14 protein-coding genes and 1 other RNA gene are annotated in these 23,728 nt (G+C 29.0%); 7 read left to right on the top strand and 8 right to left on the bottom strand.

Translation table 11 applies throughout. The annotated features are described in order from the left end of the window. Nucleotides 1–146: 146 nt before the first annotated feature. Nucleotides 147–539, top strand: a transfer-messenger RNA (tmRNA) gene (gene ssrA / locus ACTG3V_RS01700). 240 nt (nucleotides 540–779) lie between these two features. Here ssrA and ACTG3V_RS01695 read toward each other — a convergent pair. The 7 genes from ACTG3V_RS01695 to ACTG3V_RS01665 all read right to left on the bottom strand — a co-directional run bounded on the left by ACTG3V_RS01695 (nucleotide 780) and on the right by ACTG3V_RS01665 (nucleotide 12,624). Continuing rightward, nucleotides 780–2,774, bottom strand: a complete 1,995-nt coding sequence (locus ACTG3V_RS01695) for an LruC domain-containing protein (RefSeq protein WP_439130392.1) — start codon at nucleotides 2,772–2,774, stop codon at nucleotides 780–782. A gap of 460 nt (nucleotides 2,775–3,234) precedes the next feature. After that, nucleotides 3,235–4,065 (bottom strand): GLPGLI family protein, encoded by an 831-nt coding sequence (locus ACTG3V_RS01690; protein ID WP_439130391.1) that lies wholly within the window; start codon nucleotides 4,063–4,065, stop codon nucleotides 3,235–3,237. A 110-nt stretch (nucleotides 4,066–4,175) separates the two neighbouring features. Next, complete coding sequence (locus ACTG3V_RS01685) at nucleotides 4,176–5,594, bottom strand: TolC family protein (protein WP_439130390.1); 1,419 nt, start codon at nucleotides 5,592–5,594, stop codon at nucleotides 4,176–4,178. Between the two features lie 68 nt (nucleotides 5,595–5,662). Then, entirely contained in the window at nucleotides 5,663–8,062 is a 2,400-nt protein-coding gene (locus ACTG3V_RS01680; RefSeq protein ID WP_439130389.1) for an ABC transporter permease, read from the bottom strand. Nucleotides 8,063–8,081: 19 nt separating this feature from the next. After that, complete coding sequence (locus tag ACTG3V_RS01675; RefSeq protein WP_439130388.1) at nucleotides 8,082–10,529, bottom strand: ABC transporter permease; 2,448 nt, start codon at nucleotides 10,527–10,529, stop codon at nucleotides 8,082–8,084. A 28-nt stretch (nucleotides 10,530–10,557) separates the two neighbouring features. Beyond that, nucleotides 10,558–11,235, bottom strand: coding sequence for an ABC transporter ATP-binding protein (locus tag ACTG3V_RS01670; protein WP_439130387.1), 678 nt, complete (start codon nucleotides 11,233–11,235; stop codon nucleotides 10,558–10,560). A 138-nt stretch (nucleotides 11,236–11,373) separates the two neighbouring features. Further along, on the bottom strand, nucleotides 11,374–12,624 hold the full coding sequence (locus ACTG3V_RS01665) for an efflux RND transporter periplasmic adaptor subunit (protein WP_439130386.1): 1,251 nt from the start codon (nucleotides 12,622–12,624) through the stop codon (nucleotides 11,374–11,376). A gap of 206 nt (nucleotides 12,625–12,830) precedes the next feature. On the opposite strand from ACTG3V_RS01665, the gene ACTG3V_RS01660 reads away from it, so the two are divergent. The 4 genes from ACTG3V_RS01660 (at nucleotide 12,831) to ACTG3V_RS01645 (ending at nucleotide 18,058) form a co-directional block, all read left to right on the top strand. Further along, complete coding sequence (locus ACTG3V_RS01660) at nucleotides 12,831–14,177, top strand: sigma-54-dependent transcriptional regulator (protein ID WP_439130385.1); 1,347 nt, start codon at nucleotides 12,831–12,833, stop codon at nucleotides 14,175–14,177. After that, entirely contained in the window at nucleotides 14,167–15,510 is a 1,344-nt protein-coding gene (locus ACTG3V_RS01655) for a sensor histidine kinase (protein WP_439130384.1), read from the top strand. Before ACTG3V_RS01660 ends, ACTG3V_RS01655 begins: the two co-directional genes overlap by 11 nt. A 292-nt stretch (nucleotides 15,511–15,802) precedes the next feature. Next, on the top strand, nucleotides 15,803–16,879 hold the full coding sequence (locus tag ACTG3V_RS01650; RefSeq protein ID WP_439130383.1) for a glycosyltransferase: 1,077 nt from the start codon (nucleotides 15,803–15,805) through the stop codon (nucleotides 16,877–16,879). A gap of 60 nt (nucleotides 16,880–16,939) precedes the next feature. After that, entirely contained in the window at nucleotides 16,940–18,058 is a 1,119-nt protein-coding gene (locus ACTG3V_RS01645; protein ID WP_439130382.1) for a hypothetical protein, read from the top strand. Here ACTG3V_RS01645 and ACTG3V_RS01640 read toward each other — a convergent pair whose 3' ends face one another. Further along, the gene (locus ACTG3V_RS01640) at nucleotides 18,059–18,730 is read right to left on the bottom strand and encodes a cell division ATP-binding protein FtsE (RefSeq protein ID WP_439130381.1); all 672 of its coding nucleotides are present in this window, start codon (nucleotides 18,728–18,730) and stop codon (nucleotides 18,059–18,061) included. It lies immediately after the preceding gene. A gap of 161 nt (nucleotides 18,731–18,891) precedes the next feature. Here ACTG3V_RS01640 and ACTG3V_RS01635 point away from each other — a divergent pair, with 161 nt between their 5' ends. Together ACTG3V_RS01635 and ACTG3V_RS01630 are read left to right on the top strand one after the other, a co-directional pair. Next, nucleotides 18,892–21,927: a tetratricopeptide repeat protein gene (locus ACTG3V_RS01635; protein ID WP_439130380.1), complete on the top strand. Its 3,036-nt coding sequence runs from the start codon at nucleotides 18,892–18,894 to the stop codon at nucleotides 21,925–21,927. Further along, the gene (locus ACTG3V_RS01630) at nucleotides 21,927–23,696 is read left to right on the top strand and encodes a hypothetical protein (RefSeq protein ID WP_439130379.1); all 1,770 of its coding nucleotides are present in this window, start codon (nucleotides 21,927–21,929) and stop codon (nucleotides 23,694–23,696) included. The genes ACTG3V_RS01635 and ACTG3V_RS01630 overlap by 1 nt, the downstream gene beginning before the upstream one ends. Nucleotides 23,697–23,728 lie beyond the last annotated feature (32 nt).

The raw sequence follows: 23,728 nt of genomic DNA, 5'->3' as shown, positions 1-23,728 counted from the left end.
TTTTGGCAAAAAGTAACGCCCAAATTGGTATTATTTTTGATACTATATTTGTGTTCATTGAAATAGATAGAATGAGAACGGATGAGTTCCCGAAATAAATTTGGGATTAATTCGATTACGTAAAACGAGTTTTGCAATCTCATTAAGGGGACGACTGGTTTTGACAGCAAGGTCAGAGAATTTGTAAGCATATCAAGGAATGAAATTATTCTTGTAAAACTTATTTCAACTTTATAAACGGCGAAGATAACTACGCTTTAGCTGCATAATCTGAATTACAGTAAGATTAGCCTCGGCTCACTAGGTGAGCAAGCTTTATGTCCACGAAAAGCCTTGGTTTATGGCGTTTCACTTTTGGGCATCGTAAAAATAAACATAGGAAATGTATTGCTTCGTTATATTTCCGAAATTAAAGAAGCTAAGTGTTTAGTGGGTTGTTCTTAACCAGCTTTACATCGAAAACTAAGAAAGAACTAAATATGTAGAAAGCCAATTTGCTGCTTGTTTGGACCCGAGTTCGATTCTCGGCGTCTCCACTTTTAACCCTGTAAATACTTTATTTACAGGGTTTTATATTTTTAGGTGTCAGTATAGGTACTGATAATTATTGTCGATTTTTATTACTTTTCTTCTAACAGTTTAGCTCTATAAAAATGGATTATCTTTTACATGAAAAGCTTTTTACACTACTGTTTATGACTTTAAATTATTATTATTTAAATAAACTAGAAACATATCATATCCTAAAATAGTGGTTCCCTAAAACATAGTTGTATGTGCTATTTACCAATAAGTTCTACATTTCTATTTCCAGATTTATCTGTATACCAATCCTTATAGTCTACACCTCCAGATTCTGCCCAAACACTGAAGTAATTATAGGCATCAGTAATTGCTACTTTTTCTTTTGGAACTTTAAAATCATGAATAATACTTATTGCCCAAGGGTATCCATTATCTGAGATATAATTTCCATCAGAATCTTTATTAGTGCCATCAAATGTTGTACTCTTTTTACCTAAACTTGTAGGGTTTGCATAGGGCAAGTGTATTTCTTTTTCTCGATCACTATTTACAATTAAGAAAGGGTTAAAAGGTGCTACACCAAGTTTTGCAGTACTAATTGGTGTTGCAAAACGAATTGAAATTTTAGTTTCATTTAAAATATTATCTACATCATCAGCTAAAATAATTACTGCTTTTTCTTGGTTTGCCTCTGTTCCGTTTTCATTTAGTGTAATAAAACTTTGAGATAAAACAGAACCTGTTACACTTGCTATATCTGAAGGTGATAAGCCTTCTATCTGGAAACCAATACCATTGGTAATACCTGCGCCATTTGCTTTAATGTTACACGTAAAATCTAACTGAACTGCTAAGTTATCTGAGTTTAACAAAGCAATAGCTTGGTAAGTTAAAGCTGCATCATTAAAGTCGTAATCTCCTGTAGTTGGCCATAAATCTTCAAAAGAAACTGTACCTTTTCCATATTTACTTGGCGTAAAAAACTCGAAAGCAATTTCTGCATCATCTGGGTAAGCATCATCTTGATCTAAAATTCCATCACCATCAGAATCTGTTTGACTTACATTATCAGGAAAAACTCTAAACGTAGTTAAATCGTTTATGGTTCTTCCAAAATCTGTATTGTTGTTTGCATTAATTCCATATTGATACTGCCAACCACCAGTTTGCGTGTCCATAATAATTAAGTCACTAGAAGACGCACTATTTGACAACCATAGATCTTGATTTGAGTCAAAGGTCATAGAAGTTGGTTGAAAAGGTAAATTATCTGCGCTTATTCGTGTGCTTTGGTAAACGTTATTTGCATCTAACTCTAATCTATACAATCCAGAAAATGAACATAAATATAAGGTTCCATCTTCTGCGAAAGCTAAATCACCACCACCTTTAATATCAAGCCCAACAATATCCCAAGTATTTAAATTTGCCCCATTTTCTGGATTAAATGTGTATAATTTATCACTTTTAGAAAAATAAAGTAATCCATCATTTTTATTATAATCTAATCTGGGACCACCAATGCCAAGATCTGCAATAGTTTCCCAAGCATCATTTTCTATTGAATATTTCATTAAGGGATGAGGGCTTTTTCTACCAATAGAATATAGTTCTTTTTTTTCTTGATCAATTGCACATGTATAACTCCCCATTGGCATTTGAGATAAATCTGTAAGTGAACCTGTTAAAGGATCAACTTGAAATAATTGTCCTGATCCATTTACACAATATAAATAATCTGTTGCATTTTTAAAACTGCTAGATTTTACTAAAGTTTTAGCTTCTACTGCATTGTAATTTACTTCTTGATTTATAATTTCTTTAATAGTAGAGGTAAATTGTAGGCTTTCATTTCTACGGATGTAAACTTTATTATAAAATTTAGGTAGGTTGATGGTTTGTTGTAAAGTACCATTTTTAGCAACTCCAGAAAAGATTAGTTTTTCTAAAACATCTGATTTATAAACAGTTTCTGTAACAGTTTCTCCAGATTCGTTTTCAAAAGTTTCTGTACCAGCATCATATAATTCATCTGAAAATGCATAAATATCATATTTTGCATAATTACCATTGTCAACAATATTAATTTTTACATCATGGTATGTACTAAAGTCAAAATCATCAGGAATTGATAGTACTGCACCAGATTCTTCAAAATTGATTCTTTCTTCAGGTTCAGAAAAACTACAACTCCCTAAAATAAATAAAAATAAAATACTAACTAAAAAAGAAATTATTGAGGGTTTCATTATATGGGGTTTTTGGTTAATTAAAATCATTTCAAATTACAAAACATAGCGTTACAATTTACTTTTTTTAAAAAAAACTATTTACTAAAATCATGAGATATGTAACAATCTAAGATTTCTTGACAAATGTAAAAAGAACTAGATTTAGAAAAGGCTATAAATTGATGGTCTAAATTTTACTATCGATAAATAGTAAAAAAGTAATGTTAATAGGCAAAATAATAGTTTATCTTTTTTAAGATTAGCCCCTAAAATTGTTGACTTAGTATTTATATATCAACAAAAAGTAGGAAATTTGTAATACTTTACTTTATCCTTTATGTTAAGAATATTCTATAAATTATAATATAATACTACTATAAAGTACAAGCATTTATAAATAAGTTAAAATTTAGAGCAGCAAAAAACCTCAACTAATAATACATCAATTGAAGTTTTTTCGGGGGAATATTTAGAAATTTTAGCGTCCTCTTCTTCTACTCATTCTATTGTTACGCATTTCTAACATTTTTTCTTGCACTATGGATACATAGCTATCTTTGGTAGTTTCTGTACCTTTTTCTGGAGCTACAATTTTTACTTTTTCTTGCGGATTTAAAACCAATTCTGTACATAATAATGTAGTATTATCTGCACTAACTTCTAATATTAAACCTGGTAAGCCCCAAAATTCTGCTGGTCCTTGAGCTACAGGTATTTGTGGAGAGTACCAAGCTTCTACAACAGTCATGTTTTCTTCAGGGTTCTCATCACCTGATTCATTATCGTTCTCTTTTTTTCTTAAATCACTCCAAGAAAAACTAAACCATTTTAGTTCTGAAGTTGGTACAAATGCCTTGGCTTTGTAACAGGTATAATTACCAATTTTCTTAGTTTCTGTGCCCATTTTCCAATCAATTTTGTATAAATTATCTTTGATTAAAAAACGTTTACCGTAAAATTCTTGACTTTGAGTTAAGGTAGCTTCTTTTACATTTTTGTACTGATCTCCTCTAGAAAAATAGCCTCCCCAAGAATCTGTAGCACCAGAGATTGCATCTATTTTTTCCTCTTCTAAAAACATAGATTCTTGCATATTAAAGGTAAGCGTATATGTTTTTTCTAATCTATTTTTTAAACGAGCTGCAACCTGCTTTTTTTGTTCTTCACTCATTCTTGCGCCCCAACTACCTAAATTCATTTTAGATTTAGACATATATGTGGCTTTTCCTTGAAAATTTTGGGTTTGTACTGATAAAGGAATGAAAAATATCACTACTAGAAGAAAAAATTTTGTCGGTAGGTTTTTCATAGTTCAGGCATTTATTGTTTAACAAATATATAAAAACGTTAAACAATTAACATCTAGCATAAAATTTTTAACAAAATTTTAAATAAATTAAAAAAAATAATAGTGCCAATCTAAATTGTTTGTCCCCTATAATATTCTAGTACTTTAACTCTTAAAAAATAATCATATTTTGCAATTGATAAATTAATTTTAGCATTCTCTAAATTATTTTTACTTGTAATGTATGCTAAGAAATTAGAAACGCCATTGTTAAAACGTGTTTTATTGATTTCAAAAGATTTTTGAAAAGCGGCTACCTGTTTTTGTAAACTTTGATATCTTAAAAATGCGGCTTCCATATCAAAATGTACTTGTTGTATAGCATTTTGTATCTCAAATTGAGTCTGTTCTAAAGCAATTAACGATTCCTCTACCCTAACTTTTTCTAAAGCAACATTATTTTTTGCTCTAAACCCATTGAAAATTGGCACTCTTAACGACACACCAATTACTGAATTTAAGTTGTTGTCTAATTGATTTAAATAATTAATTGGATTGGCTTGAAAAGAAGTTTGATTTGTTTTTACGTTGTAGTTTTGATTATTAATGGTAATAAAATCTCCAGTTTCTACAACAGATGTTCCTGTTTCAGAAAACGTTTGGGCTGCACTAGAATAATTAGTATTTAGTTGGCCAAATAAAGATATTTCTGGAATATATTGAGCTTTTGCAACATGTACAGATTGTTTAGCAGCTTCAACTCGTAATTCACGTGCTTTAAAAGTTGCTAAACTTTGTAGGGCATCATGATATACTTGATTTGATGTAAATTTATATTTTTTTACACTTAACAGTAAACCATCAGTATTGATAGCTACATCATCTTTTATATTTAATAAGGTACTTAAGTTCAGTTTTGCATTATTCAATGCTATTTTAGCTGATAAGATAGAAGTTTCATCTGATGCTTTTTGCCCTAATAAATCTGTGTAATCTGCAGGATTTTCTCTTCCTTCATCAAATAAATCTTTTTGAATTTTAAGTTGATTATTAGTAACCATTAAACGCTGCTCATTTAAACTCAATACATCTTGACTGTTTAAAACCTGTAAATAGGCTAGGGTTATGTTTAAAATTAAATTTTGTTTTTCTTCTGCTACTTCAAGGTTTGATGCTTGTAAATTTAGTTTTTGTTGTTTTAACGAATTCAGCAGTCTAAAACCATTAAAAATAGTTGCATTCAAACTTAAATTTGCACTTGAAAAGGTTAATTGTTGATTGATAAAATCATTGGTAAAAGGGTCTATACTTCTACCATTGTTTACACCAACATTAAAGCTTCCGTTTAAATTAGGTAATAAATTAGCCTTTGCTTGTTTAAAATTTATTTTTGCTGATTTTTCAGAGTTTTTAGCTGATTTTAAACTCAAATTATTAGCTACTCCTATTTCAATACACTCCTCTAAAGTGTAAGTTTTTACATCCTTATTTTGAGAAAATGTGAAAAGTGACATCATTAAAAGACTACCAAAAAGAAAAATTTTTATCATTTTTATTTATTAAGATTATACAATTCTACCATCTAAAAGGTTCTTAATTAAAGAACCTCAAAAAGAATTTACTCAGTTCTTAAAGATTCCACTGGGTTTGTTATTGCTGATTTTATAGCTTGGTAGCTTACAGTAAGCAAAGTAATAAGAAGTGCCCCTGAACAAGCAATTACAAAAACTGACCAAGAAATATTGGTTCTGTAAGGAAATTTCTGCAACCATTTTGTCATCATATAATAAGCGATTGGCGAACCAATAATGAGTGAAATAAGGACTAATTTTAAGAAATCTTTTGAGAGTAACAACCATATTTGACCAACAGATGCTCCTAATGTTTTACGCACTCCAATCTCTTTAGTACGCTGCTCTGCCACAAAAGAAGCCAAGCCAAACAAACCTAAACAACTTATAAAAATTGCTAAAATGGTAAATACTTTAGATAGGTTAGCCACCCTTTCTTCAGCCCTAAATTTACGCCCATACTCCTCGTCTACAAATTGATAAGTAAAAGGCAAATTAGGAAAGTTAGCTTTAAAAACGCTTTCTACAACTTCTAAATTTGTACTTACACTTTTTTCTGGATTCAATCTTAAATTGTAATAACTAAAGTTTCCATCAGCATCAAAAACGTACATAGCTTGTTTAACTGGTGTGTAAGGAGATTGTACAATCATATCATCTATAACACCAATAATTTTTAAAGTTGGTGCAGGGTTATTTTCACTATCATCTCTAATTAGTTTTCCAATTGGATTTGTAAGTCCCATATACTCCACAGCTGTTTTGTTTAAAATTACTGCTGTAGAATCTGAAGCGAAATCTCTTGAAAAACTTCTACCTTCAATAACTTTTAATCCTAAAGTTTCCACAAAATCATAAGAAACAGAAGTGTGCGCAAAATCTTCTTGAAAACCTTCTGGTTTTCCATCCCAGATATAACCACTTCTGTTAGACCAAACTTGAGTTGTTGGACTACTAGTGGTAGCCATTTGAACTACAGCTCTTGATTCTAAAAACTGGTTTCTAATCGCATCTGTTTTTCCATTAAAATCTTGACTAAATGTTGGTATTTGTATTAACCCTTCTTTTTCATAACCTATAGGTCTGTTTTTTGCATAATCAATTTGATTAATAACTATCATAGTACCAATAATTAAAGCAATAGAAACTGCAAATTGGGTAACTACTAAGATTTTTCTAGGTAAAGAAGCATATCGTCCTGTTTTAAAAGTACCTTTTAATACGGTTACTGGATTAAAAGAAGATAAATATAAAGCGGGATAACTACCTGCTAAAAGTGATGTGATTATAATAAAAATTAATGATATTGACCAAAAACTAATGTCCAACCAAGGAAACTCAATTTTTTTACTGGCTAAATCATTAAATCCATTTAAAAATAAAAGTACTAAACCAATAGAAACCACAAAAGATAAGAACACAATTAAAAAAGATTCACTTAAAAATTGCGCAATTAGTTGGCCTCTTTTAGAACCAATAGATTTACGAATACCAACTTCTGTGGCTCTTTTTTCTGACCTAGCAGTACTTAAATTTACAAAGTTGATACATGCTAACAACAAAACAAAAACCCCAATAATACCAAAGAGCCAAACATTTTCTATTCTACCACCAGTTTGCACTCCATTCTCATAATTAGAACGCAAATACCAATCTTTCATTGGCAATAAGAATATTTGTGGGTTAAATATAGCAACATCTTGATCTGCATTCTTTTTTACATCTACAATTTTGGCATTAACAGCCTCCATTGTGGTATTTTCATTGATTTCTGCAAATAATTGAAACGAATTGTTACCCCATTGTGTTTTAGAACTCTCTACCCATTGATGAGCAGTTGCATAAAAATCCCAAGAAGCTAAAAACTGCAAATCATAAAAAGAAGAACTTTCTGGTAAATCCTCATAAACCGAAATAATAGATAAGTCGTCTCTATTATCTAACTTAATAATTTTACCAATAGGATTCTCATTATTAAACAATGCTTTCGCAGCAGACGATGAAAGCATAATTGATTTTTTATCTTTTACGCCTTCTTTTGATCCTTTAATAACTTTAAGTTGCAACATATTAGAAGCTCCTTCTTGCATAAAATAACCATTAAAACTTAAATTAATATCCCCATGTTGCAGGTATCTACTTTGATTCCAAGAAGACATAATGAGATGTTTAAAATTGTCTTTATAATCTTTTCTTAATGCAAATTCTAAAGGTCTAGGAATTGCAGGAGAAGTTCCTGTTTGACCATTTATAGTTTGATGCTGCCAAACTTGCGCAATTGTTGCTTTATTTTCAAAATAATCATCATGACTCAACTCATCGTTTATCCAAAGTGCAATCAAAATTGTAGCTGTCATTCCTATGGCTAAACCAAGAATATTGATTAAAGAATACACTTTATTTTTTAATAAATTTCTCCAAGCTATTTTTATATAATTTTTAAACATTTTTATTTTTTTTGTATTTTTATTCAGATCGTAGTGAATGAACAGGGTTTGCTGTTGCTGCTTGTATTGTTTTTATGCTTATTACTATTAAAGCAAACAAAATCATTGCAAAACCACTCAGTAGAAACACCCAAAAACTTATCTGGGTTTTGTAAGCAAAATCTTGCAGCCAATTATACGTACCATACCAAGCAATTGGGGCAGCTATAACAAATGCAATACCCACTAAAACTAAAAATTCTTTGCACAACAGTGTATTTATTTCAAATAAAGAAGCTCCTAAAACTTTACGAATACCAATTTCTTTTACACGCCTATTTGTGGTATAAATAACAAGGCCAAACAAACCTAAAAAGCTAATGAGAATAGATAAGCCTGTTGCCCAATTTAATAATTTAGATATTTTTTGTTCTCTTTTATAAAAGTTAGTAATAGTTTCATCAATAAAATCGGCTCTATAATCTTCAATTTCGGTATACACTGTTCCATAAGCGGACTGTATTTTATCCATAACAGCATTTAAATTTGACGATTCAATTTCTTTGAACGCAACATGAATTGCTTGAAACCTACTGTAAAATTGTCTGTACCAATCTCCAGACAATGCCATTGGACGAATCCCTGATTTTAACGAACGTTGATTAAAATCATTCATAACACCTACTATTGGTATTTTATCACCACTAATTTCAACCATTTTACCTATGGCATCATTTGGTGTTGCAAAGCCATAAGTTTTTCTTGCTGTTTCATTGATAATTAATTCTTTTATAGTATCATTTAAACGCTTTCTACCTGCTAATAATTTCAGCTCAAAAACACTTGCATAACTTGTATCTCCTGCAATCATTTGTAAATCAGTTTGAACATTTTGAACACCATCATTATACGTAGTTGTGGCAATATTTGTTGATCTTGATGCTGGTGGATAACCACCTATACTTACTTTTTCTACTGCTGGAATTTCTTTTATTTTTTGGGCTAAAAGCTGTTTCTTTTCTAATTGAATTTCACTTCTTGGGCTATAAATCGATACAATTGCGTTGGTTTTAAAGCCCATATCTTTTTCAAGCATAAAATTGATTTGCTTACTCACTAACAGTGTAGCAATTATAAAAACCTGAGCAATGGTAAATTGAAATATGGTTAAGAATTTTCTAAATTTTACTTTGTCTTTACCAACATTTACTGTGTTTTTTAAAACAGTTACAGTGTTAAATTTTGATAGTGATAATGCAGGATAATAGCCAGATAAAAAAGTAACCAATACCAATAAAATTAAAATAGAAATAATCATTATAGGAGACTTTAAAAGCTCTAAACTTATATCTGATGCAATAAAATCTGAAAAAACATTCAACAATACATTTGATACTAACAAAGAAAGTATTGTGGCTATCAATACCAAGACAAACGTTTCTCCCATAAACTGACTAATAATCTGGGCTCTAGAGCTACCTAATGTTTTACGAACCCCAATTTCTCTTGCTCTCTGTGATGCTATTGCTGTGTTTAAATTGATGAAATTAATACAACCTAGCACTAATAAGAATACAGCTACCAAAACCAAATTTTGAAGTAAATCTTTACTGGCTTGTTCTTTTTCCCAATTATAAATTCCATAATCGTTGTTAAAATGAATATCATTTAAAGGCTGTAAGATAAATTCTCTTTTTTGATTGTATTTTTTAGAATAATCATCTATGTGTTCTGTTGCTATGGCTTCAAAACGTTGTTGTATACTTTTAAAATTACCTGCCTTACTCACCTTTACAAAAAGCTGTGAGCTAGAGTTGGTTGAGTTCCAGTTCTTACTTAAAAATTCTTCTCTGAGACGTGTATTTAAAGCGGTAGGTGTAGATAGAAACTCTTGAAACACAAAATCTGTTCTACCTTTTAAGTTGGCTACAATTCCGGTTACTTTAACATTTACAGAATCGTTATAGAGTAAAGTTTTACCAATAATTTTTTGAGGTGATAATTTGGGAAAATACTCTGCAGCTCTTTGCGTTGTTAAAATTACACAATTAGGATTTTTTAAAGCCAATGTTTTATCACCAGCTAAAAATTTATATTGAAAAATATCAAAATAATCCTCATCTGTATAAACAACGAATTTAGGCCATTTTTTTTCAATATTTAAGGCAACATTTTCTACTTTAGAGGGTCTTTCAACATAAAACCCACTTACGGATTCAAAATTAGAATTATCTCTAATAGCATCTTCTAAAGCTAATGTTACTCCAGAATTGTAAAATTTACCTTCTGGACTTGTAAAATTAGAGACCACCCTATAAATTCGATCTCCATCTTTATGAAAATTATCAAAAGTATAATCATAATACACCATTAAACCAATAATAAACGAGGCACTTAAACCAATGGTTAACCCAATAACATTGATAAAAGAAAACACTTTATGTTTTGCAATATTTCTTAACGCTATTTTAAAATAATTTTTAAACATTTCTTTGGCTCTTAATAGGTGGGTATGACTAAATCAATATATTTTCAGTTACTTTTTGTCCATCCAACATTCTAATAATTCTATGGCTGTATTTTGCATCGTGTTCACTATGCGTAACCATTATTATAGTTGTACCAGCTTCGTTTAAATCGATTAACAAATCCATTACTTCATTACCATTAGTACTATCTAAATTTCCTGTTGGCTCATCTGCTAAAATTAATTTTGGATTATTTACAACAGCTCTAGCCACTGCAACTCTTTGCTGCTGACCACCAGATAATTGTTGCGGAAAATGATTACGCCTATGCATAATTTGCATTTTTTCTAACACTTCTTCTACCCGTTTTTTTCTTTCTGATGATTTTACACCTGTATAAATTAAAGGCAATTCTACATTTTCAAAAACGGTTAATTCATCAATTAAATTAAAACTTTGAAACACAAAACCGATGTTATGTTTTCTCAATTGTGCACGTTTTCTTTCGTTATAACCAGATATTTCTTCTCCATTAAATAAAAAACTTCCACCATCAGGATTGTCTAATAAACCCAAGATGTTTAATAAAGTGGATTTTCCACATCCTGATGGTCCCATAATTGCTACAAACTCTCCTTTTTTCACCTCGAAAGACAATTTGTTTAAAGCAATTGTTTGCACTTCTTCTGTTTTATAATATTTCTCTAAATCTTTAATTTGTATCATTTTTTTTGGCTTTATGCCTTTAGCTATTAGCTATTGGCTTTAGGTTTTTAACTGTAAATTATTTTTTAATCTTTTGGTATTAATTCTTACCACTTTTATCTGTTTTCTTTATTCTATTTCCTCTCGTTTATAGTCTAACTACTTTATAATTATTTGCGCTATTTCGTTAAAAGAATCGTAGCTAGAGGTAATTACTTTATCACCTTCTTTTAAACCACTTATTACTTCGTAATATTTAGTATTCTGACTTCCTAATTGAATATCTACTTTGTAAGCCTCACTTTCATCTTCAGTCAATTTAAAAATCCAATTTCCACCAGTTTTTAAGAAAAAACCTCCTTTATCAACTAAAAGTGCCTGTTTTTCTGCACTTAATGCTACTTGGATTTGTAAGTTTTGTCCTCTTCTAATTCCTTTTGGAACTTCATTATCAAAAACCATATCAACCTGAAAACGTCCGTTTAAAACTTGGGTATAAATCTTTTTAATCACCAAAGTGTATTCTTTATTATTCAACTTGAATGTTCCTTTTTGACCTGTATAAATTCTAGAAATGTAATGTTGATCAATATCAACTCTAACTTTAAAAGCTGTTATGACATCAATTTGTCCTAATCTTTCTCCTTTATTTTTAGATTGCCCAATTTCTGCATCTAAGGAAGTTAATTGCCCATCAATTGGAGCTCTAACTATTAAATCCTCTACTTTTTTACGCATTAATTTTAAGGCACTTTGTGTTCTCTTATAGGAATTTTTAGCTTGTTCTATTTCTTGTTTACTAGAAATTGAATCTTGTTGTAAAACTTCTTTTGTCAACTTCATTCGTTGTTTTTGGTAGTTGTAATTGTTTACCGAAGATTCATAATCTTGTCTTCCTATTGCTCCTTTTTCATACAGTTTGGTATTTAAATCATACAAACGTTTCGCTTCAATTAAACTATTTTCTACATCTGTAAATTGATTTAACCTGTTGATTGTATTTTGTCTAGCTGCATTTTGAGAAATTTGCATTTGCGTTAATAAATTATAAACAGAAGTTTCTTGGTTGATTAAACTCAGTTCTAAATCCGTATTGGATAATCGTAAAATTGGTTCCCCTTTTTTCATTAGGGCTCCATCTTCTACAAATTTCTCTTCAACTCTACCTCCTTCAATAGCATCCAAATAAATAGTAGTAATTGGTAAAACAATTCCACTAACTGGAATATTTTCTTGAAACACTCCGTTTTTAATAGTACTAATAGAAATTCGTTCTTTATTTACAGCTAATTTTGAACCTCCAGAAGTAGCGTAAATCACATATATAATTAAGAATAACAGCATTGTAATTCCACCAAAAGTGATAATTTTTGATTTTGAAAACTTCTTTTTTTCAATTTGTATATCCATTATTATAATTTTAATTCAAGTTATAGTTAGTAAAGATGATGCCAAAAACAAAATAAACTGAATATCAATAACTTATGTTAATTTTCGAATTTTAAAGTGTTCGGTTTTGATACACTTTCTGTTCGGTTTTGATACATAAATATATACCTTGAAATTTTTAGTTTATCATTTTTAAATCTTGAATAGAATATTGTAATATTGTAATTATGGTTTTGAAAAAAGCAAAAATCTTAGTAATTGATGACGATGTTGATGTGTTAACAGCAATCAGGTTATTGCTAAAACCATTGGTTAATGAAATTGTTGTTGAGAAAAATCCAAATAACATCAACCTACAAATTGAAAGTAAAAAGTTCGATTTAATTATTTTAGATATGAACTTTAATGGTTTGGTGAATACAGGAAATGAAGGGATTTTTTGGTTGAATAAAATCAAAAAATTTAACCCAAATATTGCTGTAATTTTAATGACTGCTTATGCTGATATTGATTTGGCTGTAAGAGGTTTAAAAGAAGGTGCATCTGACTTTTTGATAAAACCTTGGAAGAATGAAAAAATCATCAATACAATTATTTCTATTTTAAAATCAGAAAAAAAGAAAGAAACCTCAAAAAATCATTTTTCTGCAAATAGTTTATCAATTATTGGTGAAAGTGATGTAATGCAAGATGTTTTTTTAAAAATTAATAAAGTTGCACCAACTGATGCCAATGTGTTGATTTTAGGTGAAAACGGAACAGGAAAAGATTTAATTGCAAGAGCATTGCATGAAAATTCTAATAGAAAAAACAAACCTTTTGTAAAAGTTGATGTTGGTTCTTTAACAGCTACACTTTTTGAAAGTGAACTGTTTGGGTATAAAAAAGGAGCTTTTACAGGCGCAAATGAAGATAGAAAAGGACGTTTTGAAACGGCAAATGGAGGTACGCTTTTTTTAGATGAAATTGGCAATATTTCTTTAGGTCAGCAAGTTCGTTTGTTAACAATTTTACAAAACAGGCAAGTAACTCCTTTAGGCTCTAATAAGCCCATTGATATTGATATTCGTTTAATTTGTGCTACCAATGAAAATCCATCTGTTTTAGCTGATGAAAAAAGATTTCGAAAAGATTTAATTTACAGAATAAATACGGTTGATATTACTGTACCGCCTTTAAGAGATAGAAATACAGATTTCAATCTATTAACCAAACATTTTGTAACTATTTATGAAGAAAAATACAACAAAGGTCCTTTTGAAATCAACCCTGATTTTCTAAAAAAACTAAAAAAACACGACTTTCCAGGTAATGTAAGAGAATTGCAATATGTATTAGAAAGAGCAATTATTATGGCAGATGGAAATCAATTAAAATCAGAAGATTTAGTTTTTTCATCCATAGAAAGACCTACTCAAAAAACCAATCCACAAACTTTAAATTTAGACGATTTAGAAAAAAATGCGATTTTAACAGTATTAGAAAAGCATAAAGGAAACATTTCTAAATCTGCTAAAGAATTGGGAATTACAAGAGCTGCATTATACAGAAGATTAGAAAAATATGAACTATAAAGGCTACATCCTTAAACTTTTCTTCAGAATTTTTATTCTTGTAGCACTTGTTTTAGGACTTATTTACACCATTCTCGAATACAAAACAACCTACTTAGTTTTGGTAAGTTTTGGGATTTTATTTTCTATAATTAATTTGTATAACTTTATTAAAAGACGTTTTGCTGCAATTGATGATTTTTTTCAAGCCGTAAAATACCGTGATTTTTCAAGATGGTTTCCAGAAGATAGAGGCCCAAAAGATATTCGTTTTTTGTACACAGGTTTTAATGAAGTAAATAGAACCATTAAAGAAATCAACAAAAAAAATGAGGCACAATATATCTATCTTCAAAAGATTTTAGAAATGGTAGATATTGGAATTATCGCCTATAATTTAGAATCTGGAGATGTGCTTTGGATGAACAATTCTTTCAAAGAAATTATAGATTTTCCCGCTTTTAAAAATATAAGTTTTGTAGAAAAAAGGAAACAAGAATTATACAACACTATTTTTGAAACTTACAATAGAGTACCAAATTCCATATCACTCGCCTTACAAAACGAGCGTATTAAAGTCTTAATTTCTGATACTATTTTCACTATTGATGATAACTCTTTTAAATTGATTGTTTTACAAAATATTGACAATACGCTTAACAAAAACGAATCTGAAGCTTGGAAAAAATTACTAAGTGTAATGACCCATGAAATTATGAATTCTATTGCACCAATTTCTTCTTTAGCTGATACCTTGCAAAGATCTATTGCGTTGAATATAAATCAACCAGAAGATTACACAATAGAACCCGAAGATTTAAATGATGGTTTAAAAACTATAAAAAATCGGAGTCAAGGTTTGTTGAAATTTGCAAAAACGTATCGAAGTTTAAGTAAAGTAACGCACCTTAACCTCACAAAAATTAACGTAAACGATTTATTTAAAAATATAGAATTATTAATGGCTCCTTCAATGCAAGCTAAAAATATTCACATCTCTTTTTCTGTAGCTTCTAAAAGATTAGCTTTAGAAATTGATACTCATTTAATTGAACAAGTGCTCATTAACTTAATTTTAAATGCAAAAGATGCTTGTATGAATATGAAAAATCCTAAAATTAGAATACAAGCATCACAAAATCAAAATAGAGATACCATCATTAAAGTATTTGATAATGGCTCAGGAATTCCGAAAGAAATCATGGAGAATATTTTTGTTCCGTTTTTTACTAGTAAATCTGCTGGAAGTGGCATTGGGCTAAGTCTTTGTAAACAAATAATGTTATTACATAAAGGTAGAATTTTGGTAAACAGTAAAGAAGGAGAAGGCACTGTGTTTAGTCTTATTTTTTAACACCTAAATCATAAAGTTTTGTTAAAGATAGTTTTCTGTGCAAGTTTTTGTAAAAAAATACGTCTTAATTAACGTGATAAGTTTTCACTTATCATTCTTTTTCATAGCAATTTCCCACTTCTCATTGAGGAGTGGGTTTTTTATTTTTATATTGATGTGGTTTTTCTGGAATTGCTTTTTTAAATATTTTTCTAACAGTGCTTCTTAAATTATTATACCCTATGTTTCATAAAAAATAAACCAATGTATCGTATAATTAATTTAAGTTTATATATTGCAAAAAATATTTTTTTTGAAAAAAGTTATTGTTTCTGTTACCAATGATTTAACTACAGATCAAAGAGTAGCCAAAGTTTGTAACACCCTTTTTAATAATGGTTTTGATATTTTATTAGTGGGTAGAAAGTTGAAAGACAGTTTACCAATACAAAGAAATTATCCAACAAAAAGAATTTCACTTTTTTTTAATAAAGGCTTCTTATTTTACGCTGAATATAATTTTCGTTTGTTCTTTTTCTTACTTTTCACTAAAAAAAATATTTTATTGTCTAATGATTTAGACACCCTTTTACCCAATTATTTAGTAAGCAAATTACAGCACAAAAAATTAGTTTATGATAGTCATGAACTTTTTCCAGAAGTTCCAGAACTTTTACACAAACCATTTGTAAAAAAAACTTGGATTACCTTAGAAAACTTAATTTTACCCAAACTTAAAAACAGTTATACCGTTTGCAAAAGTATTGCCGATTTTTATAATAAAAAATACAACGCAAATTTTAAAGTAATTAAAAACTACCCTTACTCAAAAAGTGTTGAAAAAGGGGTTTTACCTTTTCATCACAATCAAAAAAAAATCATTTTGTATCAAGGTGCCATTAATTTGGGTAGAGGCTTAGCTTTAATGATAAAAACAATGCAATTTTTACCCGATTTTACATTTGTAATTGCTGGTAAAGGAGATATTGATTGTGAGCTAAAAGCACTAGTAAAAAAACTAAACTGTAAAAACGTAAAATTTTTAGGCAAACTTGCCCCTTTAGAGCTACAAAAAATAACACCTCATGCAGATTTAGGTATTAGTTTAGAAGAAGATTTAGGCTTAAACTATAGGTTTGCTTTGCCCAACAAAATATATGATTACATTCATGCAGAGGTTCCTATATTAATCTCTGATTTGCCTGAAATGAAAAAAATAGTTCTAAAATATGGAGTTGGAGAAATTGTAAAAAGCAGAACACCAGAAAGCATGGCAAATCAAATTAAACAATTGTTAGAAAAAGATTTTTCTAATCAACTTAAAAAAGCAAAAAAAGAGTGTATTTGGGAGGATGAGAAACTAGTCCATATTTTTAAAAATTTAAACTAATGGTATATAAAATTTGCTTTTTTTACGTTACACTTTTTAAATACAGCGTTATTAAATTAAATGAATAAGAAATTACACATTGTTTCTTTTGATATTCCTTACCCCCCAAACTATGGTGGTATCATAGATGTATTTTACAAAATAAAAGAACTTTATAAATTAGATGTAGAAATTTACTTGCACACTTTTGTGTATAATGGTAAAAAAAAACAAGATCCATTAAAGAAGTATTGTAAGGAAATATTTTATTACCCAAGAAGAAACAGTTTTACTTCTTTATTTTCTAATTTACCTTTTAGAGTAATCAGCAGAAAAAGCAAATCTTTAAACAATAATTTATTAAAAACAGAGGCTCCTATATTATTTGAGGGTTTAAATACCACTTATTCCCTTTATAAATTTAATCTTAAAAACAGCTATGTAAGAACTCATAATATAGAAGACAAGTATTTTTTAGGTTTAGCGAAAAGTGAAAAAAATTATTTTCTAAAATTGATGCATTATGTAGAGGCAATAAAGCAAAAACAATATGAAGATAATTTAAAAAAAGCGTCTGGTTTGTTTACCATCTCTCTGTTTGAACAAGATTATTTCTCTAAAAAATTTACTAATAAAACGCATTATATCCCCGCTTTTCATGATACCAAAACAATTACAAATCACTCAAAAAAAGGAGATTATATTTTATTTCATGGAGATTTAAGAGTAGCTGATAATATTAAAGCATGCTTATTTTTAATTGATGTTTACAAAAACACAACGTTTAAATTTGTTGTTGCCACTTCTTTAAAAGTTTCTCCTGTAATAACTGAAATTAATAAACATAAAAATATTGAATTAGCGGAATTCGAAACCCAAAAAGAATTGGATGTTTTATTAAAAAAAGCGCATATTAACACTTTATTTTCTTTCCAAAAAACGGGTATTAAACTAAAACTACTCAACACACTACACAAAGGTAAATTTATCATTGCAAACACACCTTTAATTGAAGATACTGGTTTAGAAGATGTTTGTGAAATTGCAAACACTAAAGAAGAAATTCTGCGAAAAACCGCTACACTTTATTGTAAGGATTTTGAAAAATCAGAAATTGAGAAGAGAGTAGAAATACTAAAACAATTTTCTCCAGAAAAATCTGCAAAGCAATTGGTACAAATAATTTTTAACCAAAACTAATTAATTCACTTCGTATAACTCACCAGCTTCTACTTTTAAAGTTTTATGTTTAAACTTTACGATTAACTGATAATCATGGGTTGCCATTAAAATAGTTTTTCCACTTTTATGAATATCATTTAACAATTCCATTACCTCTAAAGAAGTTTTTGGATCTAAATTACCTGTTGGTTCATCTGCTAAAATTAACTCAGGATCGTTTAACAAAGCCCTTGCAATTGCCACTCTTTGTTGCTCACCTCCAGAAAGCTCAAAAGTTTTTTTATAATGTTGAGATTGCATGCCAACTTTTTCTAATACCTCGTTTATTTTGGTTTTTATTTCTTCTTTATTTTTCCAACCTGTTGCTCTTAATACAAATTCTAAGTTTCCAAAAATAGTTCTGTCATTTAATAATTTAAAATCTTGAAAAACGATTCCTATTTTTCTTCTTAAAAACGGAATCTCTTTTTCTTTTAGTTTTTTTAAATCAAAACCAACAATATTCCCTGTTCCACTTTGCAATTTTAAATCGCCATACAAGGTTTTCATCAAACTACTTTTACCACTACCTGTTTTACCAATTAAATAATAAAAATCACCTTTATGAATCGTTAAATTAACGGTTGATAATACCAAATTATCTCTCTGATAAATAGCTGCACTTTCTAAATTTAAAACTGGTTTTTCCATAAAAATAGTCGTTTTTACAAACTTATTAGTTTCTGGCGATTTTAACATCTAAAATTTCAATTATTCTTAGATTTAATAATAATTATTTTAATATTTTTTTGCTGTTTCATCCAACAAATTCAAAAAATATTCGTTTATTAGAATACAACAAATACTATGATATGAAATTTCGGTTGTACAGAAAACTTATTTTAATATTTACTTTTACATTATTTGGCTATCCTGTTTTTGCACAGCAATCAATTGTTGATGTTAGTACAACATCGGACTTTAATAATGCTCTAAAATTATATCAAAATAAAGCCTACAAAGCTGCACAAAAAACTTTTGAAAAAGTAAAAAAAGAAGCAGTACAGAATTCTAGCTTAAAAGCAGATGCTTCTTATTATGATGCCATGTGTGCTGTAAAATTAAACCAAACCAATGCCGATGAAAAAGTATTGACTTTTGTTGAAGAAAACCCAACCAGTAATAAAAAAAATAAAGCTTTTTACAACGTTGGTAATTATTATTTTGCAAATAAAAAGGCAGCATATGCTTTAAAATGGTATCAAAAAGTAAATACTGACTTAATATCTGAAGAAAACAGAAAAGAGCTCAATTTTAAAATGGGCTATGCTTTTTTGGTGGCAAAACGATTAGATTTAGCCAAAAACAAATTTTTACCTTTAATTAATGATGCTAAATATGGAAATGATGCCAGATATTATTATGGTTATATATCGTACAAACAAGAAGATTATGGCATTGCAACCTCTACACTAAAAGAAATTGCAGACAACAAATCTTACAAAGCAGAAATTTCGTATTATTTATTAGACATTAGTTTTAAATCTGGTCAATTTGAGCGTTGTGTAAATGTTGGGCAAGAATTACTAAAAACTGCCAAGAAAAAAGATATTTCCGAAATTTCTAAAATTATTGGTGAGAGTTACTTTAACCTGAAAAAATATGAAGAAGCGATTCCTTTTTTAAAAGCTTATCAAGGCAAACGAAAAAAATGGAACAATACAGATTACTATCAATTAGGGTATGCTTATTTTAAACAAAACGATTTTGAAAATGCCATTAGCTACTTTAATAAAATCATCAGTCAAAAAAATGCGGTTTCGCAAAACGCTTATTATCACTTAGCAGAATGTTACTTAAATATTGATAAAAAAAGTGAAGCTTTAAATGCATTTAAAACTGCTAGTGAAATGTCTTTTAATACTGAAATTAAAGAAGATGCTGCCTTAAATTATGCCAAATTGAGTTATGAAGAAGGCAATCCTTTTGAAAGTGTTTCTGATGTGCTCCAAAATTATTTAAAAAACTATCCAAACTCTAATGCTTATAACGAAATAAATGAGTTAGTGGTTTCTTCTTTTATACATCAGCAAGATTATCAGGGCGCTTTAAACTACTTGAAAAAGAAAAAATCTCCAGAAAACTCGGCTTTAACTTTTGAGGTTTCTTTGTATAGAGGTATGCAGTTATTTAACGAACAAAAATTCTCGAAATCACTTTCTTATTTTGTTACTTCTCAATTTGCTATTGATAACGCAATTGTACAAAAAGGAAAATACTGGGAAGCAGAAACTTTATATCGATTAGAAAATTACGATCAAGCTTTATCCAAATTCATCAATCTAAACAATACTTTACCAACAAATAATTATAATGATTTTCCTTTGTTGCCATACAATATTGGTTACACTCATTTTAAGTTAAAAAACTACGAAAAAGCAATACAAACCTTTTTAAGCTTCTTACAGAATCGCAATATTGAAAATGATATAAAAAATGATGTTTATGTTCGTTTAGCTGATAGTTATTTTGCTACTAGAAATTATAAAGAAGCTATAAAAAATTATAAAATCGTTATTAAGAACGCAGGTGCTGAAGCTGATTATGCACAATATCAATTGGGTATGAGTTATGGTTTTAGAAATGAGAGTGATGCTAAAATTAAAGCTTTAACCAAAGTGATTAATGATTATGAAAATTCAAACTTAAAAGATGATGCTTTATATCAATTGGCAAATACCTACACTAAAATTAAAAACAATAAAAAAGCCCATGAAGCTTACGATCGTTTATTAAGTAAACATCAAAGAAGTGTTTTTTTACCAAGAGCTTTAGTACGTCAAGGATTGTTATATTATAACGAAAATAAAAATGCAAAAGCTTTAGAAAAATTTAAACTAACAGTGCGTAAATTCCCTAATTCTCCTGATGCTTTAGAAGCGGTTAGAAACGCAAAAAATATTTATATTGATGAAGATAATTTAGATGCTTATGTAACTTGGACAAAAACGTTACAATTTGTAGATGTTTCTGACAGCGAACTAGAAAATTCGTCTTTTGCAATTGCACAACGCAAATATTTTGAAGGCAAAAACAATAGTACGATACTCAGTTTAAAAAAATATTTACGAAGTTTCCCTAATGGAAAAAACAGTTTAAAAGCAAACTATTATTTGGCAGATATTTTGTTCAAAGAAAAACTATTTACACAAGCCATAGAAAAATATCAAGTGGTTTTACAAGCTGGGCAAAGTGAATTTAGTGAAGATGCTTTGGCTAAATTGGGTCAAATTTATTTACAAAACAAAGATGTTGTGGCTGCCATACCTTTATTACAACAATTAGAAAAAGAGGCATATGCTAGTGAAAACATACTTTTTGCACAAAGCAATTTAATGAAAGCATATACAACAACAGAAAACTATGATGCATCTATTACTTATGCTAAAAAGATTTTAGCCAAAGATAAATTAGATGAAAATTTACGTTTAGATGCTAAAAAAACCATGGCTAGAGCTTCTTTTAAAAACAATGAATTAGATGTAGCTGAATCATATTATGCTGAAGTTGAAGAAGAAGCTAAAGGAGAGCTAAAAGCTGAGGCACTGTATTATAGTGCGTATTTTAAAAACATAAATAAAGAGTATGAAGCATCTACAAAAGTAGTTCAAGAATTAATTGCAAACTATTCTACCTACAAATATTGGGGTGTAAAAAGTTATGTAATTATGGCAAAGAATTATTATAGTTTACAAGATGCATATCAAGCCACTTTTATTTTAGAAAATATTATTAAAAACTTTACACAGTTTAATGATATTGTAAAAGAAGCGCAAATTGAGCTGAATACCATTAAAGCCAACGAAGCTAAAACTAATAATTCTGTAAGCCCTCAAAATAAAAATTAATGAAAAAAAGTGTTCTTATATTTTTAATTTTCTTTGGTTTTTTAAGCAGTATTGCTCAAGAAACAAAGCCTTTAACTGCAAAAGACACAGTTAAAACAGAGGTTGTAGAAGTTATTACAACCTACAATCCCGAAATTGCAGATGCTAATAAAATCAAGAGAAATCCAACCATAAAACTATCTGATAAAAACAAAAAGAAAAAATTAACTTACAGTATTTTTTCAGCACCAGTTGCATCTACATTTATCCCAAAAAGTGGTGTTGTAAAAGGTATTGATGTGGGTGTAAAAGAGCGTATTTATGATAATTATGCAGCACTTGGATTTGGCAATTATAAATCTACATTAGCAGAACTTTACATACATAATTATACGCGTTTTCAAAGCGAATACGGTATTTCATCAAGATATCAAATTTCCCAAAACAATATCAATAACACTTTATTAGACAGTGATTTTTCTAATTTTTTAGCCACCCTCTTTTACAAAAGAGAAGAACGTTATTTCGATTGGAAAGTTTCTTTAAATACTGAACAGAACAGTTATAATTGGTATGGTTTGCAAGAAAACACTTTTGCTCCAAATATTATTGATAACATAGACGAAAACCAAAAATACAGCTATTTTAATGCTACAGGTGAAATTGATTTTTTAGATGCTTACTTAGATAAAAGTACACTTTCTCTTTCTTATTTCACAGATGATTATAGCAGTAGTGAATTCTTAATTAACTTAAACACCAATTTTGATTTCCCTATTGATTTTATCAGCAGACGTTTAAATAATTTAGAAGTGCAGACAGGTTTAGAATATTTAGGAGGTAATTTTGCAACAAATTACGCCAATGAAAATGAATTGAACTATTCTATTTTCACGGCTAAAATACACCCAAAATATCAAGATACCTTTGGTGGATTTAATTTGCAAATTGGTGCAAAGTTGTTTGCTTCTTTTGATGATGAAAATAGCACAAATCACTTTTTAGTGTATCCAGATGTTAAATTGCAACAAGCTATCATCAAAGAAAAATTAACTATTTACGCTGGTGTTTTTGGTGATTTTCACACCAATACTTATAAGAATTTTACAGAAGATAATCAGTTTATTTCTCCCACTCAATTTATTACACAAACTGCAGAAAAATACAATGCTTTTTTAGGTTTTAATGGTGTGGTTAATAATGATTTTACGTTTAACATTTCAGCAAGTTTTAAAGAGGAAGAAGACAAAGCGTTGTTTGTTAGAAACAATTCAAAATCTAGTGGAGTAAATAATAGCCTTAATGGTGTTGCTTTAAAAGGTTATGAATATGGTAACTCATTTTCTTTGCTTTATGATGATGTGAAAACAACTTCTTTTCTCGCAGAATTAGAATACGATTTAACCAAAAGAATAACGCTTTCTACCAATTTTCAGTTCGATAATTTTACTTTAGCAACACAAACTGAAGCTTGGAACTTACCCGCTATTCAAGGAGAATTTACGGCAAAATATAAAAACACAAAATGGTATGCCACAACAAACATTTTTTATGTAGGCGAACGTAAAGATGTTTTATATGCTGGTATTTTTCCATCCAATGTAAATGCAATTCAGACTTTAGATGCATTTTTAGATGTAAATATTAATGGTGGTTATCATTTTAATGATAAATTTTCCACATTTATACGATTAAACAATATTTTAAATACAGACTACCAACGTTTTGCCAATTTTACAGTACAAGGTTTTCAAGTTTTAGGTGGCATTACTTATAAATTCGACTTTTAAAAAAAGTTGTTTAACGATACATCAACTTGAAG

This window comes from Polaribacter sp., from assembly GCF_965660385.1.
GTDB lineage: Bacteria > Bacteroidota > Bacteroidia > Flavobacteriales > Flavobacteriaceae > Polaribacter.
Note: the sequence above shows the minus strand (reverse complement) of the source record. Positions and strands in the feature narration are given on the sequence as shown.

Coding starts and splice junctions, on each gene's coding strand:
- ACTG3V_RS01655 (WP_439130384.1), top strand. CDS start 14,167: ATGAACTATAAAGGCTACATCCTTAAACTTTTCTTCAGAATTTTTATT.
- ACTG3V_RS01630 (WP_439130379.1), top strand. CDS start 21,927: ATGAAAAAAAGTGTTCTTATATTTTTAATTTTCTTTGGTTTTTTAAGC.
- ACTG3V_RS01640 (WP_439130381.1), bottom strand. CDS start 18,730: ATGGAAAAACCAGTTTTAAATTTAGAAAGTGCAGCTATTTATCAGAGA.
- ACTG3V_RS01675 (WP_439130388.1), bottom strand. CDS start 10,529: ATGTTTAAAAATTATTTTAAAATAGCGTTAAGAAATATTGCAAAACAT.
- ACTG3V_RS01665 (WP_439130386.1), bottom strand. CDS start 12,624: ATGGATATACAAATTGAAAAAAAGAAGTTTTCAAAATCAAAAATTATC.
- ACTG3V_RS01680 (WP_439130389.1), bottom strand. CDS start 8,062: ATGTTTAAAAATTATATAAAAATAGCTTGGAGAAATTTATTAAAAAAT.
- ACTG3V_RS01660 (WP_439130385.1), top strand. CDS start 12,831: ATGGTTTTGAAAAAAGCAAAAATCTTAGTAATTGATGACGATGTTGAT.
- ACTG3V_RS01670 (WP_439130387.1), bottom strand. CDS start 11,235: ATGATACAAATTAAAGATTTAGAGAAATATTATAAAACAGAAGAAGTG.
- ACTG3V_RS01695 (WP_439130392.1), bottom strand. CDS start 2,774: ATGAAACCCTCAATAATTTCTTTTTTAGTTAGTATTTTATTTTTATTT.
- ACTG3V_RS01635 (WP_439130380.1), top strand. CDS start 18,892: ATGAAATTTCGGTTGTACAGAAAACTTATTTTAATATTTACTTTTACA.
- ACTG3V_RS01690 (WP_439130391.1), bottom strand. CDS start 4,065: ATGAAAAACCTACCGACAAAATTTTTTCTTCTAGTAGTGATATTTTTC.
- ACTG3V_RS01685 (WP_439130390.1), bottom strand. CDS start 5,594: ATGATAAAAATTTTTCTTTTTGGTAGTCTTTTAATGATGTCACTTTTC.
- ACTG3V_RS01645 (WP_439130382.1), top strand. CDS start 16,940: ATGAATAAGAAATTACACATTGTTTCTTTTGATATTCCTTACCCCCCA.